General features: G+C 64.7%; 16 protein-coding genes. 8 read left to right on the plus strand and 8 right to left on the minus strand.

All coding sequences use genetic code 11. The annotated features are described in order from the left end of the window. Window positions 1-21: 21 nt before the first annotated feature. Window positions 22-2,691, minus strand: coding sequence for a DNA ligase D (ligD, locus tag FXB38_RS30915; RefSeq protein ID WP_148754763.1), 2,670 nt, complete (start codon window positions 2,689-2,691; stop codon window positions 22-24). A gap of 119 nt (window positions 2,692-2,810) precedes the next feature. Between ligD and ku the strand changes: the two genes are divergently transcribed. Then, the gene (gene ku / locus FXB38_RS30920; RefSeq protein ID WP_148754764.1) at window positions 2,811-3,695 is read left to right on the plus strand and encodes a non-homologous end joining protein Ku; all 885 of its coding nucleotides are present in this window, start codon (window positions 2,811-2,813) and stop codon (window positions 3,693-3,695) included. A gap of 23 nt (window positions 3,696-3,718) precedes the next feature. On the opposite strand, the gene FXB38_RS30925 is transcribed toward ku, so the two are convergent. From FXB38_RS30925 to FXB38_RS30950, 6 genes are all read right to left on the minus strand, one after another. After that, the gene (locus FXB38_RS30925; protein WP_148754765.1) at window positions 3,719-4,408 is read right to left on the minus strand and encodes a response regulator; all 690 of its coding nucleotides are present in this window, start codon (window positions 4,406-4,408) and stop codon (window positions 3,719-3,721) included. Then, the gene (locus FXB38_RS30930; protein WP_148754766.1) at window positions 4,405-7,128 is read right to left on the minus strand and encodes a sensor histidine kinase; all 2,724 of its coding nucleotides are present in this window, start codon (window positions 7,126-7,128) and stop codon (window positions 4,405-4,407) included. The genes FXB38_RS30925 and FXB38_RS30930 overlap by 4 nt, the downstream gene beginning before the upstream one ends. A gap of 40 nt (window positions 7,129-7,168) precedes the next feature. Further along, complete coding sequence (locus FXB38_RS30935) at window positions 7,169-7,774, minus strand: K(+)-transporting ATPase subunit C (protein ID WP_148754767.1); 606 nt, start codon at window positions 7,772-7,774, stop codon at window positions 7,169-7,171. Window positions 7,775-7,881: 107 nt separating this feature from the next. After that, a complete protein-coding gene (gene kdpB / locus FXB38_RS30940) occupies window positions 7,882-9,996 on the minus strand; it encodes a potassium-transporting ATPase subunit KdpB (protein ID WP_187435265.1) in 2,115 nt (704 codons plus the stop codon). Between the two features lie 18 nt (window positions 9,997-10,014). Next, complete coding sequence (gene kdpA / locus FXB38_RS30945; protein WP_148754769.1) at window positions 10,015-11,718, minus strand: potassium-transporting ATPase subunit KdpA; 1,704 nt, start codon at window positions 11,716-11,718, stop codon at window positions 10,015-10,017. A gap of 112 nt (window positions 11,719-11,830) precedes the next feature. Beyond that, window positions 11,831-11,920: a K(+)-transporting ATPase subunit F gene (locus FXB38_RS30950; protein ID WP_038965694.1), complete on the minus strand. Its 90-nt coding sequence runs from the start codon at window positions 11,918-11,920 to the stop codon at window positions 11,831-11,833. Between the two features lie 439 nt (window positions 11,921-12,359). On the opposite strand from FXB38_RS30950, the gene FXB38_RS30955 reads away from it, so the two are divergent. From FXB38_RS30955 to dapA, 3 genes are all read left to right on the plus strand, one after another. Continuing rightward, window positions 12,360-12,827: a hypothetical protein gene (locus tag FXB38_RS30955; RefSeq protein ID WP_187435266.1), complete on the plus strand. Its 468-nt coding sequence runs from the start codon at window positions 12,360-12,362 to the stop codon at window positions 12,825-12,827. A 151-nt stretch (window positions 12,828-12,978) separates the two neighbouring features. Next, window positions 12,979-13,227 (plus strand): hypothetical protein, encoded by a 249-nt coding sequence (locus FXB38_RS30960; RefSeq protein ID WP_187435267.1) that lies wholly within the window; start codon window positions 12,979-12,981, stop codon window positions 13,225-13,227. Between the two features lie 25 nt (window positions 13,228-13,252). Beyond that, the gene (gene dapA, locus FXB38_RS30965; RefSeq protein WP_148754772.1) at window positions 13,253-14,170 is read left to right on the plus strand and encodes a 4-hydroxy-tetrahydrodipicolinate synthase; all 918 of its coding nucleotides are present in this window, start codon (window positions 13,253-13,255) and stop codon (window positions 14,168-14,170) included. Between the two features lie 67 nt (window positions 14,171-14,237). Here dapA and FXB38_RS43120 read toward each other — a convergent pair whose 3' ends face one another. Continuing rightward, on the minus strand, window positions 14,238-14,483 hold the full coding sequence (locus FXB38_RS43120; protein ID WP_187435268.1) for a hypothetical protein: 246 nt from the start codon (window positions 14,481-14,483) through the stop codon (window positions 14,238-14,240). A 197-nt stretch (window positions 14,484-14,680) separates the two neighbouring features. On the opposite strand from FXB38_RS43120, the gene FXB38_RS30975 reads away from it, so the two are divergent. The 4 genes from FXB38_RS30975 to upp all read left to right on the plus strand — a co-directional run bounded on the left by FXB38_RS30975 (window position 14,681) and on the right by upp (window position 16,274). Further along, entirely contained in the window at window positions 14,681-14,869 is a 189-nt protein-coding gene (locus FXB38_RS30975) for a hypothetical protein (protein WP_148754774.1), read from the plus strand. Window positions 14,870-14,885: 16 nt separating this feature from the next. Further along, window positions 14,886-15,272 (plus strand): hypothetical protein, encoded by a 387-nt coding sequence (locus FXB38_RS30980; RefSeq protein ID WP_148754775.1) that lies wholly within the window; start codon window positions 14,886-14,888, stop codon window positions 15,270-15,272. 90 nt (window positions 15,273-15,362) lie between these two features. Continuing rightward, complete coding sequence (locus FXB38_RS44680) at window positions 15,363-15,491, plus strand: hypothetical protein (RefSeq protein ID WP_283812780.1); 129 nt, start codon at window positions 15,363-15,365, stop codon at window positions 15,489-15,491. Between the two features lie 147 nt (window positions 15,492-15,638). Continuing rightward, a complete protein-coding gene (gene upp / locus FXB38_RS30985) occupies window positions 15,639-16,274 on the plus strand; it encodes a uracil phosphoribosyltransferase (protein ID WP_148754776.1) in 636 nt (211 codons plus the stop codon). Window positions 16,275-16,290 lie beyond the last annotated feature (16 nt).

Raw genomic sequence — 16,290 nt, forward strand, 5'->3', positions numbered from 1 at the left:
GGACGCTTCGCTTTGCCCACCCTACTTCATTTTCCCCGCCAGCTTCTTCACCGCCGCCTTGATCGACGTAGCCGCTTCGTCGTAGCCGCTCCAGGCTTTCGAACGCGACAACAAGGCGGGCACGGTTCTCACCGTGAATTTCTTCGGATCGAGATCGCCCTTCACCTGCGCCCAGGTGACCGGCATCGACACGGTCGCGCCATCGCGGGCACGCGGTGACAGCGGCCCCACCGCGGTGGACATGCGATCGTTGCGCAGATAGTCCAGGAAAATCTTCCCGTTGCGCAGCTTCTTCGACATGTTGAGCAGATAGCGCTCGGGATCGTCATCGGCCATCCACTGGCAGATGCCTTGTGCGAACGCCTTGGCTTCCTTCCAGCTCACCTTGTCGCGCGCGCCGTGGAGCAGCGGCACCACCACGTGGAGGCCCTTGCCGCCAGTGGTCTTGCAAAAGCTCTCCATGCCGACATCGGCGAGCCGCTGCCGCATCGCCTTTGCCGCTTCGACGACATCGGCAAATTTGACGTCCGGCGCAGGATCGAGATCGAACACCAGCCGACCCGGCGTGTCATAGGCGTCAGGCGCGCAATTCCAGGGGTGCAGCTCGACGCCGCCGATCTGCGCGACCGCGGCAAGCCCCTCGACGCGGTCGATCTGCAAATAGGGCTTGCGATCGCCGGAGACTTTTGCGAGCTCGAGCAGGTTCGAGGTGCCCTGCATCGCATGCCGCTGGAAGAATTTTTCACCGCCGATTCCGTCCGGCGCACGCAGAATCGAGCAGGGGCGGCCCTTGAGATGTTCGATCATCCAGCCGCCGACGGCCTCGAAATAGCGCGCGAGATCGAGCTTTGTGACGCCCTCGGCGTCGCCGCCGTCCGGCCATAGCTCCTTCTCCGGCTTCGAGATGACGACGCTCATCACCTCGGCGGTGGCAGCGCCCTTCGATTGCTTGCCCGTCTTCGGCACAGCATGCTTCCTGGCGGAAGGCTTCGCGAGTTCGGTATCCGCAGGCGTTTCCGCCTCGACCTCCTCGGCCGGCTTATCCTGCCGCAAGCCCTTGAACGCGGCCTGACGGATATTGCCGTCGGCCGTGAAGCCAGCGAATTCGATCTCGGCCACCAGCTCCGGCTTCAGCCAATGCACCTCGCGGGTCTTCTTGGGCGCGTTCTTGCCGCCGAACGGGTTTTCGTTCGACGCAGCCTCCTTCAAGAACGGCATGATGCGCTTGACCTTGTCGGCGCCAAAGCCGGTGCCGACTATGCCAACAAAGGCGAGGTGATCGCCGCGATAGACGCCCGCCATGAGCGATCGGAATTTCCCGGCCGTCGTCTTCCAGCCGCCGATCACGACCTCATGCCCGGCGCGGCATTTGGCCTTGGTCCAGCTCTCGGTACGACCCGACCGGTAAGGCGCATCGAGCTTCTTCGAGACCACGCCTTCGAGCTCGAGCTTGCAGGCCGATTGCAGCACCGCGTCTCCGCCGCTTTCGAAATGCTCGACATAGCGGATCTGGCTCGTCTTCTTCTTGCGCGCTTCGAGGAGTGCCTTGAGGCGATCCTTGCGCTCCCCAAGCGGCAGACGACGGTAATCGAGGTCCTCGTCAAACAGGAGGTCGAAGGCGAAGAAGATCAGGTCCTCCGTCCTCCCGTCGGACAGTGCGGCCTGGAGCGATGAAAAATTCGGCGCACCGTTGTGGTCGAGCGCGACGATCTCGCCGTCGATCAGCGCGTCCGGCAGTGCACTGGCCTCCTTCGCAATCGAAGCGAACTTATCGGTCCAGTCGAGGCCCTTGCGCGTCTTCAGCGTCGCTTCGCCGTCCTCGACGCGAAGCTGCACGCGGTAGCCGTCGAACTTGATCTCGTGGCACCAGCCGTCGGCCGCCGGCGGCCGCTCGACCGGAGTGCAGAGCTGCGGCGCCACGAAGTCTGGCATCTCCGAGACCTTCTTGGCCGCGGTCGCGGTCGTCGCCTTCTTTTTCGAGGTTTTGACCCACTTCAAGGCCGCGCGCGGCGCTGGCTTGACGGTCCGCCCCCTGGTCTCCTCGGCGCGGTTGGACTGCCAGACCGCATCGGCCTTGCCTTTGGCCTCCTTTGCCAGCATGAACGGCTTTGGGGCACGGCCCTTGCCGCCGGCGATCTGCTCCATAGCGCGGCCGGACGCGACGGACTTGTCCTCGCTCAGAATATCCTCATCTTCGCTGGCATATTCGTCGCGGTGCTTGATCAGCAGCCAGTTGGTTCGCTTGCCGCCGCTGCGGTCGTGCCGCATCCGCACCAGCACCCAGCTGCCATGCAGCTTCTCGCCGTGGAGGGTGAACTTGAGGTCGCCCTTTTTGAAGCCGGCTTCGGGATCATCGGATTCCCAGGTGCCGCGGTCCCACAGCATCACCGTGCCGCCGCCATACTGGCCTTCGGGAATGGTCCCCTCGAAATCGCCATAGTCGAGCGGATGGTCCTCGACCTCGACAGCCAGCCGCTTGTCGTGCGGATCGAGCGAAGGGCCCTTGGTCACCGCCCAGGACTTGAAGACGCCGTCGAATTCGAGGCGGAAGTCGTAATGCAACCGGGTCGCGTCATGCTTCTGGATCACGAAACGTCGCTGCTTCGAGGGCGTGACCGCCGATTCACCTGACGGCTCGGGCGTCTTCTCGAAATCGCGCTTCTGTCGGTAGGTGGAGAGTTTTCGCAGCACGACCGGTCCCGCATTCTCTAATTGCGTTGAAGCCTATCACGGCCAAAGTCCCACCCGGAACCAAAACCCTATGGAGTGGTTGGGGTTCCAAAACGCATTGAGAACGCTGGAGAATGGAAATGGCGCCCCGTGCCTATTGGAAGGGAACGTTGAAACTGTCGCTGGTCAGCTGCCCGGTCGCGCTCTACCCCGCGACCACGGCGGCCGAGAAGACGCGGTTTCACATGATCAACCGCGAGACCGGCAACCGGCTCAAGCAGCAGATGATTGACGCCGAGACCGGCGATGTCGTCGAGAGCGACCAGAAGGGCCGCGGCTACGAGCTGCGCAAGGGCAAATCTGTCGAGATCGAGCCTGAGGAGCTCGAGGCGGTCCAGATCGAGAGCAATCACACCATCGACATCGAAAGCTTCGTGCCGAGCGAGGAGATCGACCAGCGCTATCTCAACCATCCCTATTACATCGCGCCCGAAGGCAAGGCTGCGGTGGATGCCTTTGCCGTGATCCGCGACGCCATGAAGGACCAGGATCGCGTGGCACTCGCCAAGATCGTGCTCACCAACCGCGAGCACATCATCGCGATCGAGCCGCTCGGCAAGGGCCTGCTCGGCACCACACTGCGCTTCCCTTACGAGCTGCGCGACGAGGACCAGTTCTTCGACGACATCAGGAGCCCGAAGATCTCCAAGGACATGGTCGAGCTCGCCGGGCACATCCTCCACACCAAGGCGGCGCATTTCGACCCGAGCAAGTTCAAGGACGAGTACGAGACCGCGCTGAAAGCGCTGGTCAAGCGCAAGGCCAGCGGCAAGAAGATCGCGATGCCCGAGCCCGAGGAACGGCCGAGCAACGTCGTCAGCCTGATGGATGCGCTGAAGCAGAGCCTGAAGGGGCGCGGCGGGAAGAAGGCGGCGGCGAGGTCGCATGCGCGCCGCGCCACGGGGCGACAGAGGGCCACGCGGAAAACGCAGCGGACGACGGCGCGGCACAGGAAGGCGGGCTGATTTACCCCGTCGGCGGGAGGAGCCTAATCCCCTGCCTTCAGCCGGTACCCGATCCCCGTCTCGGTCAGCACATATTGCGGCCGCTCCGGATCCGCCTCGATCTTCTGGCGAAGCTGGCGGACGTAGACGCGCAGATATTGCGCATCGGTTAGCTCGTCCCAGAGCTCTTTCAGCAGAAAGCGATGGGTCAGCACCTTGCCGGCGTGCTGCACCAGCACGCGGAGAAGGTCGTATTCCTTCGGCGAGAGTTTGACGTCGCGCTCGCCAAGCCTAACGATGCGGCGAACCAGATCAACGGAGAGATCACCGGAACGGAAGATCGGGCGCTCGCCCTGCACCTGAAGCTGGTGGCGCAAGGCTGCACGCAGGCGCGCCAAAAGCTCGTCCATGCCGAACGGCTTCGTCAGATAATCATCGGCACCGAGATCGAGCGCCTGCACCTTGCCGGCTTCGTCGCCGCGGCTCGACAGCACCACGATCGGCACGGCTTCATTGCGCGCGCGGATGGTGCGCAGCAGCTCGTGGCCCTGGATGTCGGGCAGGCCGAGATCGAGGATGATCAGCGCGGGCTCTTCGGCGAGCTTCTCCAGCGCGATCTTGCCGTTCGACGCCTCGAGGATCTCGTAGCCTTGGGTCGAAAGCCCCATCCGCAGCAATTTGCGGATCGGCGGCTCGTCGTCGATGACAAGAACCTTGATCGGGGCGGCGCTCATGCGGCGGTATCCAATGCGTGGATCTGCGCCGGAACGGGCAGACGGATGGTGAGGACCGCGCCGCTCCGGTCAGTGCGGTTGGCGGCCGCGATCGTGCCGCGCATCGCCTCGACAAAGCCGCGCGAGATGGCAAGCCCGAGCCCGGTGCCGGGACGGACATGGTCGCCCTTCTGCGCACGATAGAACTTGTCGAACACGCTCTCGAGCTCGTCGGGCGGGATGCCGGCGCCCTCGTCGGCGATCTCCAGCGCCACCTGATCGTGCTCGCGCCGGCTCTTGATCGCAATCGTTGTCTCTGGCGGCGAGTATTTCGCGGCATTGTCGAGCAGGTTGAACAGCACCTGCTCGAACAGCACGGCGTCGAGCTCAAGCATCGGCAGATCGGCGGCCAGAACCAGCTCGACCTTGTGTGCGGTCAGGATCTTTGAAGCCCGCCGCAGCGCGCTGCCGACGATCTCGCCGAGATCGTGCAGCGCCGTGTTAGGCACGATGGCGCCGGACTCGAGCTTGGTCATGTCGAGCAGATTGGCGATGAAGCGATTGAGCCGTTCGGACTCGTCGATCACGGTGGCGAGCAGATCGCGCTTCTCGGTGTCGGACAGCGCGCCGGCGAGATCGCGCATGGTCGACGCTGCGCCCAGCACAGAGGCGAGTGGCGTCTTCAGATCGTGCGAAATCGACGTCAACAGCGCCGAGCGCAGCCGCTCGGACTCAACAGTACGCTTGACCCGGTCCATGTCCTCGACCAGCAGCACGCGCTCGATCGCGAGCGCGCCCTGATCCACCAGCGCGTCCAGCAGCCGTCGCTGGTCCGGTGTCAGCAGCGGTCCGGTGCGGTCGTTGTCGATGCCGATGACGCCGATCGGGCCGCGCCCGGTGCGCATCGGCAGGAACAGGCGCTTGGCGCCCGGCAACGTATCCGAACCGCGGCCGGCGGGACGGTCGTTGCTCCAGGCCCAGTTGGCGGCGGCGAGATCGGCCTGGTCGAGCTGGTCCTCCGGCGGATAGCCGGATTTCACCGTTAAGAGACCCTCCTCCGGCAGCAGCAGCACGACGCGCACTTTCAGCATCAGCGCGATCTGATAGGCAGACGCCCACAGCACGTCGTCGAGCGTGGCGGTGCCGGCGAGCTTGCGGCTGAAGGCGTAGAGCTGCTCGGTGGTCCTGATGCGGCCGATCGCGGTGTCGGCCTGCGTGCGCACGCGCGCGGCGACGTTCGACACCAGGATCGCGATCAGCATGAAGAAGAAGAACGCCGCGACGTTGGTCGGATCCGTGATGGTGAAGGTGTAGACCGGCGGCAGGAAGAAGAAATTGTAGGCGAGCGACGCTGCGAGGCTCGCGAGCAGCGACGGCCACAAGCCATAGCGCACCGCGACCGCCACCACGGCGGTGAGCAGCACGAGGTCCACGTTCTCGATGCCGAAGCGCGGCTGCAGCAGCACCGCGGCGCCGAGGCCGACCAGCACGATGCCGAGCGCCTTCAGATAGGGCCGCGGATTGAACGGCTCGGACCGCGCCGCGGTCTGCACCGCCGCCTTGGGCGCCGCCTCGTCCGGCAGCTCATTGCCGGGGATGACGTGAACACTGATATTGCCGGCGCGGCGCACCAGATCATGCACGACCGAGCCGCGCGCCATCTCGAACCAGCGCGAGCGCGTCGACTTTCCGATCACGATCTGGGTGACGTTATTGCCCTGGGCGAAGTTGATGACGTCGTCGGCGATACGGCGGCCGATGGCGGGAATGGTCAGCGCCTCGCCGCCGAGCGCCTCCGCGAGCCGCAGCGTATCGGCCAGCCGGTCGCGCTCCTCATCAGAGAGCTGGAGCGAGCGCCGCGTCTCGATCGAGATCGCAGTGAACGGCGCGTGCAGCCGGTCAGCCAGCCGCTTGGTGTAGCGCACAAGGCCGGCCGCGCGCGGATCCTCGCTGACACAGACGAGAATGCGCTCGCCCGCGGCCCAGGGACCGGCGATAGCGTTCGCCTGCATGTGAGTGAGCAGCTGCTCGTCGACCCGCTCCGCCGTACGCCGCAGCGCGAGCTCGCGCAGCGCGGTCAGATTGCCCGGCGAGAAATAATGCTCCAGCGCCCGCTCGGCCTGCTTGGGGACATAGACCTTGCCCTCACGCAGGCGCTGGATCAAATCGTCGGGCGTGAGGTCGATCAGCTCGATCGCATCGGCACGGTCGAAGATCGAATCCGGCACGGTCTCGCGCACCCGCACATGGGTGATCTGGGCGACGACATCGTTCAGGCTCTCGATGTGCTGGATGTTGACAGCGGTGTAGACGTCGATGCCGTGGGAAAGCAGCTCCTCGACGTCGAGATAGCGCTTGGGATGGCGGCAAAGGGGCGCGTTGGTGTGGGCTAGTTCGTCGACCAATGCGATCTTCGGGCGCCGTGCGATCACGGCATCGAGGTCCATCTCCTCGACGATCTGGCCGCGGTAATCGAGCAGCTTGCGCGGGACCACTTCAAGTTCGCGCACCAACGCCTCGGTCTCGACGCGGTCATGGGTCTCGACGAATCCGACCACGACATCGATACCGGCCTTGCGCCTGGCGTGGGCGCTCTGCAGCATCTCGTAGGTCTTGCCGACGCCGGGAGCGGCCCCGACGAAGATCTTCAGCTTGCCGATCGCGCCCTCCTCCCGGCGCGCAGCTTCCAGCAGCGCCTCGGGAGACGGACGTTGTTCGGGATCGCGGCGCTCTCGTACCATCAGGCCAATATAGTCACCGGAGCGCCGCGAGCCTAGACCGCTACTTCGCGGCGGCGCGATCGAGCGCGAGGTTCAGGGCCAATACGTTAACGTGCGGTTCGCCGAGCAGGCCGAGCAGACGGCCCTCTGTATTGGAAACCACGAGCTGGTTGACGGCGGCTTCCGGCATATTCCGCACCTTGGCCACACGCGGTACCTGGAATTGCGCCGCTTCCGGCGAGATATCCGGGTCGAGCCCGCTGGCCGAGGTCGTGACCAGATCAACCGGCACGGCGGCGTTCGGGTTCTCGGCTTTCAGTCTGTCCACGTCCTCCTTCAGCCGGTCGGCCAGCGCCTTGCTGGTCGGACCGAGATTGGAGCCGCCCGAATTGGCGGCGTTGTAGGGCGCCGAGACCGTCTTGGTCGAATCATTCGGGTCCGGCGCCAGCGTCGCCGAGGGACGGCCGTGGAAATATTTCTCGTCCTTGAACTCCTGTCCGATCAGGGCGGAGCCGACCACTTTGCCGTCCTTCTCGATCAGGCTGCCCTGCGCCTTTGCCGGAAAGATCGCACCGGCAATGCCGGTCATGGCGAGCGGATAGGCCAGGCCCGTGATAGCGGTCAGCACCAGCAGGAGGACGATGGCGGGGCGGATTTCTCTGAGCATATGTATCTCCTAATTTTCGTCATTGCGAGCGAAGCGACGCAATCCAGAATCTTTCCATAGAGGCAGTCTGGATTGCTTCGTCGCTTCGCTCCTCGCAATGACGGGGGTTAGGCCAGGTGCAAAGCGACAACAACGAGGTCGATCGCCTTGATGCCGATGAAGGGAATGACGATGCCGCCGAGACCGTAGATCAGCAGGTTGCGCCGAAGCAGCGCGCCGGCACCGACCGCGCGATAGGCGACGCCCTTCAGCGCCAGCGGGATCAAACCGATGATGACAAGCGCGTTGAAGATGATCGCCGACAGGATGGCGCTCTGCGGGCTCGAGAGGTTCATGACGTTGAGCACGTTGAGCTGCGGGTAGAAGGCCAAGAACATCGCCGGGATGATCGCAAAATATTTTGCGACATCGTTGGCGATCGAGAAAGTCGTCAACGCGCCGCGCGTCATCAACAACTGCTTGCCGATCTCGACCACCTCGATCAGCTTGGTCGGATTGGAGTCGAGGTCGACCATATTGCCGGCCTCGCGCGCAGCCTGCGTGCCGGTGTTCATGGCGACACCGACGTCGGCCTGCGCCAGCGCCGGCGCGTCGTTGGTGCCGTCGCCGCACATGGCCACCAGCTTGCCCTTGGCCTGCTCGTCGCGGATCAGCTTGAGCTTGTCCTCGGGCGTCGCCTGCGCCAGGAAGTCGTCGACGCCGGCTTCCGCTGCGATCGCGGCCGCCGTCATCGGGTTGTCGCCGGTGATCATGACGGTCCGGATACCCATGCGGCGCAGCTCGGCAAAGCGCTCGCGGATACCGCCCTTGACGATGTCCTTGAGCTGAATGACGCCGAGCAGCCTGCCGTCCCTGGCCACGGCCAGCGGCGTACCACCAGCCTTCGAGATCTCGTCCGCGATGGTCTGGATCTCGCGACCGATATCAGAGAGCCCGGCGGGCTGAATGGCGCGCGCCGTGTTGCCGGAGGCAACAGCCAGCGGCGCGCCGCCGCCGACGTAGTTGAGCATCGCGTCGACCGCGCCCTTCCGCACCGACGATCCGCCGGCATCGACGCCGCTCATACGGGTCTGCGCCGTGAACGGGATGAAGGTGGCACCAAGCTCCGCCATCTCGCGGCCGCGGATGCCATACTTCTCCTTGGCCAGCACCACGATGGAACGGCCTTCCGGCGTCTCGTCGGCGAGCGAGGCGAGCTGGGCGGCGTCCGCCAGTTCCTGCTCGCTGACGCCCCGCACCGGACGGAACGCCGTCGCCTGGCGGTTGCCGAGCGTGATGGTGCCGGTCTTGTCGAGCAGCAGCGTATCGACGTCGCCGGCGGCCTCGACCGCGCGGCCGGACATCGCCAGCACGTTGAAACGGACCAGGCGGTCCATGCCGGCGATGCCGATCGCCGAGAGCAGCGCACCGATCGTGGTCGGGATCAGCGTCACGAACAGCGCGACCAGAACGACGACCGAGATCGAGCCGCCGGCATAAGCCGCGTAGCTCGGAATGGTGACGGTGGCGAACACGAAGATGATGGTGAGGCCGGCGAGCAGGATGTTGAGCGCGATCTCGTTCGGCGTTTTTGCCCGCTCGGCGCCCTCGACCAGCTTGATCATGCGATCGATGAAGGTCGAGCCTTGCGCCGCCGTGATGCGGACGCGGATCCAGTCGGACAGCACCTGCGTGCCGCCGGTCACCGCCGAGCGGTCACCGCCGGACTCGCGGATCACGGGCGCGGATTCGCCGGTGATGGCAGCTTCGTTGACGGATGCGACGCCCTCGATCACCTCGCCGTCGGAGGGAATGGTGTCGCCCGCCTCGACCAGCACGATGTCGCCGACCTTCAGGCCCGTGCCCGGCACGAGCTTGAAATCCCGGCCCGCGCCGGTCAGGAGCTTGGCCTGGCTTTCGGTGCGGGTCTTGCGCAGCGAATCGGCCTGCGCCTTGCCGCGTCCTTCGGCGACGGCTTCAGCAAAATTCGCGAACAGCACCGTGAACCAGAGCCAGAGGATGATCTGGAAGGTGAAGCCGAGATTGGCGCCACCCGTGACGAGGTCGCGCAGAAAAATCACCGTGGTGAGCGCGGCCACGATCTCGACCACGAACATCACGGGGTTCTTGATCATCAGCCGCGGATCGAGCTTGGTGAAGGATGCGCGGATCGCGGGCACGACGATCCTGGGATCGAGCATTGCCGAGACGGAGGCGCGTTTTTGCAGTTTCATGGTGTCCACGGAGGTCACTCCAAACAATCAGAAGACGTTAGCGGCGTTCATCGCGAGATGCTCGACGATCGGGCCGAGTGCGAGGGCCGGGAAGAAGGTGAGGCCGCCGATGATCAGGATCACGCCGACGACGAGACCGACGAACAGTCCGCCGGTGGTCGGGAACGTGCCCGCCGACGGCGGAATGGATTTTTTCGCTGCCAGTGAACCCGCGATCGCCATTGCCGGAATGATCATGAAGAAGCGGCCGACGAACATCGCGCTGGCGAGCGTGAGGTTGTAGAACAAGGTGTTGCCGGTGAGGCCCGCGAAGGCCGAGCCGTTGTTGCCGGTCGCCGAGGTGAAGGCGTAGAGCACCTCGGTGAAGCCGTGCGGGCCGGCATTGGCCATCGAGGCGACGGCGGGCGGATAGACCACGCCGACCGCGGTCCAGCCGAGATACATCAGCGGCAGCACCAGGATGGCGAGCATCGCCATCTTGACCTCGCGCGCTTCGATCTTCTTGCCGACATATTCCGGCGTGCGGCCGACCATCAAGCCCGCGACGAAGATCGCCAGCACGACAAACAGCAGCATGCCGTAGAGGCCGGCGCCGACGCCGCCGACGATGATCTCGCCGAGCTGCATGTTGATCAGCGGGATCATGCCGCCGAGCGCGGTGAAGCTGTCGTGCATGGCGTTGACCGCGCCGCAGGAAGCGGCCGTGGTGATCACTGCGAACAGCGAGGACGCGACGATGCCGAAGCGGACTTCCTTGCCCTCCATGTTGCCGCCGGTGAGGCCAAGCGTCTGCAGCGTCGAGGTGCCGTTGGCTTCCGCCCAATAGGTGACGGCGACGCCGGCGAGGAACAGCACGCCCATCACGGCCAGGATCGCCCAGCCCTGGCGCTGGTTGCCGACCGTGCGGCCGAACACGTTGGTCAGCGCGGCGCCCAGCGCGAAGATCGACAGCATCTGCACGAAGTTCGACAGCGCGGTCGGGTTTTCGAAGGGGTGCGCGGCGTTGGCATTGAAGAAGCCGCCGCCATTGGTGCCCAGCATCTTGATCGCGACCTGCGATGCGACCGGGCCGACCGCGATGGTTTGCTTGGCGCCTTCCAGCGTGGTGGCCTCGACATAGTCGCCGAGCGTCTGCGGCATGCCCTGCGAGATCAGGAACAGCGTGTAGACGGCACAGATCGGCAGCAGCACATAAAGCGTACAACGGGTGACATCGACCCAGAAATTGCCGACGGTGCGCACCGAAGCGCGCGAGAAGCCGCGGATCAGGGCGACCGCGAGCGCAATGCCGGTGGCCGCCGACAGAAAATTCTGGTGCGTCAGGCCGACCATCTGCACGAGGTAAGAGAGCGTGCTCTCGCCGCCGTAGTTCTGCCAGTTGGTGTTGGTGATGAAGGAGATCGCGGTGTTGAAAGAGAGGTCTTCAGCGACCGCGCCCTGCCCGGCCGGATTGAAGGGCAGCACCGCCTGCAAGCGCATCACGCCATAGATGACGAGGAAACCGCCGACATGGAACAGCAGCATCGCGACCGTGTAGGTCAGCCAATGCTGCTCGCGCTTCTCGTCGACGCCGGAGATCCAGTAGATGCCGGCCTCGATCGGACGCAGCACGGGCGAGAGGAACGTCCGCTCGCCGTTGAACACGCGCGTCATGTACCAGCCGAGCGGCTTTGCGAGCGCGACGATGATAATGCAGAAAAGAATGATCTGGAGCCAACCGATCGCAGTCATGGCATCAACCCTTCAGGCTTGGTGTCCGCCGCAGCAGCGGCAGGAGCACCACAAGCAGGCAGCCGACGAGCGCAACGTCCGCCAGCAACAATTCGACAAGCAGCAGCAAGGGTCAGAACCGTTCCGGCCGCAGCAGCGCGTAGGTGAGGTAGAACAGGAGGCCGAACGAGACGGCACCGGCGAGCGCATAATCGAAGATCATGGTTCGCTCCCTCACAACCGTTCGCAGGCGTAGGTGTAGCCGATCGCAAGGGCAAAGAAGCCGAAGCCCAGCGCCAGCATCAGAATGTCCATCATGGGATTGTTCCTCGCTGCATCCCTCTATCGGGAGCAACACTTTCTCGGGGACCCGGCGGAGCCGGTGGAGAAAAGCGCGACGCATTTCCACGGCCCAAGCGGGACTTTTGACCGTGCTGAAGTGCCACCGCGGGCATAGGTTTTCGAGACGTGGGCTATGACGAAGTTATAGGAATCTCATAAAGGGTGGGACGGTTGACGGCGCATCGCATCCCTCGCGGAGGGCGCCCGCATTTATGAAATCTTTATATCTCCCATCCCCTTCCCATCTCGTTTTCCAATGTCCTTCTCGCCATCCTGAAGACGCCGGCCGACTGACCGACGCCAATTCCAGGAGGCCTGACATGACCGTCGCTTATCGGCACTACGATCCCCCGGCCCTCAGCGAGCCCCTGCGCAATGCACTGGGCATGACGCGGCCGTTGATGCTCGAGATCATCGACAAGGCCTGCCGCCGCTTTCCCTCGCTCGGACAGACCGAGCGCACCGCTCGCGTCATGCGCCTGATCGACGCGGAGGCCTGGGCCGACGCCGCGCTGGCGTTGATGGAGCTGGAACTGCCGCTGTGGCACGTCCGCCGGATCGCCTATGACGAAGGAGAATGGCATTGCGCGCTCTCGCGTGAACGCGAGCTGCCGGATTGGCTCGACGCGGCTGTCGAGGGATGCCACGGCGACCTCGCGCTCGCGCTGCTGTCGGCGTTCGTCGAAGTCCAGGCATTGGCCGTGGAAGCCTCGCGACCGAGTGTCCCCAACGTGCGGCCCGCCCCGGATCCGCTCTATGAGCCGGCCGCGTGCGAGAATTTCAGCTGAACGAACGCCAAGCCTTGATGCGAGGCCTTATGGCGCTCCTATGAGATCGCCGCGCGCCCTCTCTCGAAATCCTATCCAATCGAAAAGATATTGATCCGGCGGTTCGCGGGAGGCGATCCCGCCCCTCGCGTCAATTGGAAGGATACTATCCGTGAAACTCGTCGAACCTCCTTCGTGCAGCTCGCCCTCCAGCATCGTCTTCATCGGCCAAAACCATCGGGGCCAATGGATCGCGCAACAGCAGAACGGCCTCTATGGCGGCTTGTTCGTCAGCCGCGCCCAGGCCATCAAATACGCGCTGTTCGAGAACGGACAGCATCCCGAGACCATCGTCGAGCTGCTACGCGAGATCGAGCTCGACATGGGTAAACACCCCGACCTCTCGCAGCACGCCGCTTGAGCCGGCGCCTTTCGGCGAGCAAGCCATGTTCATTCCCCCCTCGGCCTGGTTCACCGGCTTCATTCCGGATCTGCCGACGCCGTTCGATGCGGCTGACACGATCGATCTCAAGGCGTTCGCCGCACTCTGCGAGCGCCAGGTCGCGGCCGGCGTTCCCGCGCTCGTGGTCTGCGAGACGGCGGGCGAGGCACCGACACTCTCGCCCGCCGAGCAGGAGCTCGTTATTCGCACCGCAGTCGACGTCGCCCACGGCCGGTCGCGGGTCGTCGCGGGCGCGATGTCGAATGCCACCGGCCGCGTTGTCGAACTTGCGCGGCGCGCAGAAGCGGCTGGCGCGGACGCCATCATGGCGGTGGTGCCCGCCTACAACAAGCCGATGCAGGAGGGGATGCTCGCGCATTTCCGCTCCATTGCCGGCTCGACCGGACTGCCGGTGATCCTGCACGATGTTCCCTCCCGCACGCTGCGCCCACTTGCCGACGAGACGCTTCTACGCCTCGTCGAGTCTCGCCGGTTCGTGGGCCTCCGTGATGCGAGCTGTGACATCACCCGCCCGATGCGGTTGAACCGACTACTGCCGGCAGGCTTTCGGCTGCTGTCCGGCGAGGACGCGACCGCCTTCGGCTATATCGCCGGCGGCGGCGACGGAGCCATCTCGGAAGTTTCCAACATCGCACCGGATCTGTGCCGGACGATCTTCTCACAGGTCAGGCAAGGTCGCCTGCAAACAGCGCGCTATCTGCACAAGCGCCTGATGCCACTCATCGCCTGTCTCTCCAAGGACAGCCCCGCGGCGCTCAAGAGCGCCCTGAGCGTGCTTGGCCTGGTGTCGCCGGCCACACGGCTGCCGATCGTGCCGCTGGACGCGGCCGCGCAGAGGGAGGTGGTTAGGGCACTCGCCGCCATCGCCGACGAGGAGCTGATCGACGGCGTAGGTGCCTGAGGCGTCAAGAGGCAATTTCATGCTGCAGTCACCCGAAGGACCTCACAGCCTGCTCCGCGCCTGGCAGCTAGCGCTGCTGCGCCTCGCCGTGACGCGGGATGAATCCGACAGGCTCAACGTGGTGGCGCTGGCGGCCGAGCTCGATTGTCTCGGCGGCGAATCCCTCCACTTCTTCCGGCGGACCAGCTGGCAGCTCTGTGCGGCCCTCAGGGGGCAGCTGCAGGATGCGGAAGCGACGCTGGAATGCTTCTGCAGGCAAATCGAGGAACCGCGGCTGCGGCTCGCCTTTGCCGCAGCGATCGGCATGCCACATTCCAATCATGCACCGTCTCGGGCTCCCTCGAAGCGGAACTCCGATCTCTTCAGAGGGCTACCAGCGCGTGGAACGGCGTCTTTATGACATTCCTATGCGGCGGCGCCAGCGGTCATCTCGCAATCTTACGCGGCGGTGGCCATCATACGAGACAGATCGGAGCGGCCGTCTCGCCGCATGAGGCAAGGACTTACAAAATGTCGATCCTGACACATGGCTTTGACCGGCCCCTCGGGTCCGAGCTTCCGGCGCGCATCTCCGGGGCGCGCAAGGCGCAGCTCAAGGATCTCGCTCTCGGCGCGCTCACTCTGCTCTCGATGGGCAGCGTGCTCACTGCGCTCATCGCGCTGAAGACCGCAATCTATGTCTGGCACCTGAACGTCTGAGCAGCGGGAGGCTCCCATGACCTTGCAGATGTGTGAAGAGGCCGCCATGGCCGCAATTGCCCTTCAGGCCCCTCGTCGCCAGGCCGACGCCAAACAGGCGGCGGCACTCAAGCCACTCGATCCGGATGTCATCAGTACCGCCATCCCCGTCTTCTTCATCGGGCGCAACAACGCCGGCCTCTGGGTCGCGCGCGAAGCGAGTGGACAGGTCGGCGGCCTGTTCCTGTTCAAGAGCTCGGCGGTGGATTTCGCGCAGCGTCAGAGCGCGCCAACGCGGTGCGCGCTGGTGTTCCCCACCGAGAGTTTCGAGCTCGATGTCGAGAACCGCGGCAGTTTCCTGATCGTGCTGGCGGCGGCAGCCAGGCAGCTTCTTGCACGCGTGACGACAAGGCCAAGGACATGATCGAGTTCAAGATCGCCATCCTGGTCGCTTTACTGGGTGCATTGCTGCTTGGCATGCGCTTCGGCGCGGCTCCTGCCGCGGACAAGTAGCATGCATTTCCTCAAGGGACATCTCGAGCACGCCGTCACGACGACGATCCTGACCATAACGCTGAGCTTGGTCTGGGGTGCGGTCCTCACGATCGTGATCACGCTCGCAGCCCGCGGGCTTGGAATCTAGCACCTCGACCGCAAATTGACCATGACTGCCCATCGGGCGAGCAACCGTGCACGAGCCGTGGTCGCGCTCCCGGGATAGTCCTTCTATCCGGTCGGAAAACGCCCGGCCGATCTGGCGCTGTTTCACGGAACCGTGTAGATCGGTTTCATGAGCACAAGCAGCGTCAACGTCGTCGCCCATCCCCTGGTCCAGCACAAGCTTTCCTTGATGCGGGAGAAGGACCGCTCGACCAAGAGCTTTCGCGAAATCCTGAACGAGATCGGGATGCTGCTGGCCTACGAGGTGACGCGCGACCTGCCGCTGGAGCTGGTCGAGATCGAGACACCGATCTCGCCGATGCAGGCGCCGAAGATCGCCGGCAAGAAGCTCACGCTGGCGCCGATCCTGCGCGCCGGCGTCGGCTTCCTCGACGGCATGCTGGCGCTGATGCCCTCGGCCCGCATCGCCCATATCGGGCTCTACCGCGACCCCGAGACATTGCAGGCCGTGGAATATTACTTCAAGGCGCCGCAGGACCTGTCCGACCGCACCGTGATCCTGATGGACCCGATGCTGGCAACCGGCAATTCAGCCTGCGCCGGCGCATCGCTGCTGAAGGATCGCGGCGCCCGCGACATCCGTTTCGTCTGCCTCCTGGCCGCGCCCGAGGGCATCGCAAAGTTCCAGAGCGAGCATCCCGACGTGCCGGTCTGGACCGCCGCGATCGATGAACGGCTCAACGACCACGGCTACATCGTGCCAGGCCTGGGCGATGCCGGCGACCGGATGTTCGGCACCAAGTAGACAGGTTTGCGCGATC

It is taken from the genome of Bradyrhizobium cytisi, from assembly GCF_008123515.1.
Lineage (GTDB): Bacteria > Pseudomonadota > Alphaproteobacteria > Rhizobiales > Xanthobacteraceae > Bradyrhizobium > Bradyrhizobium cytisi.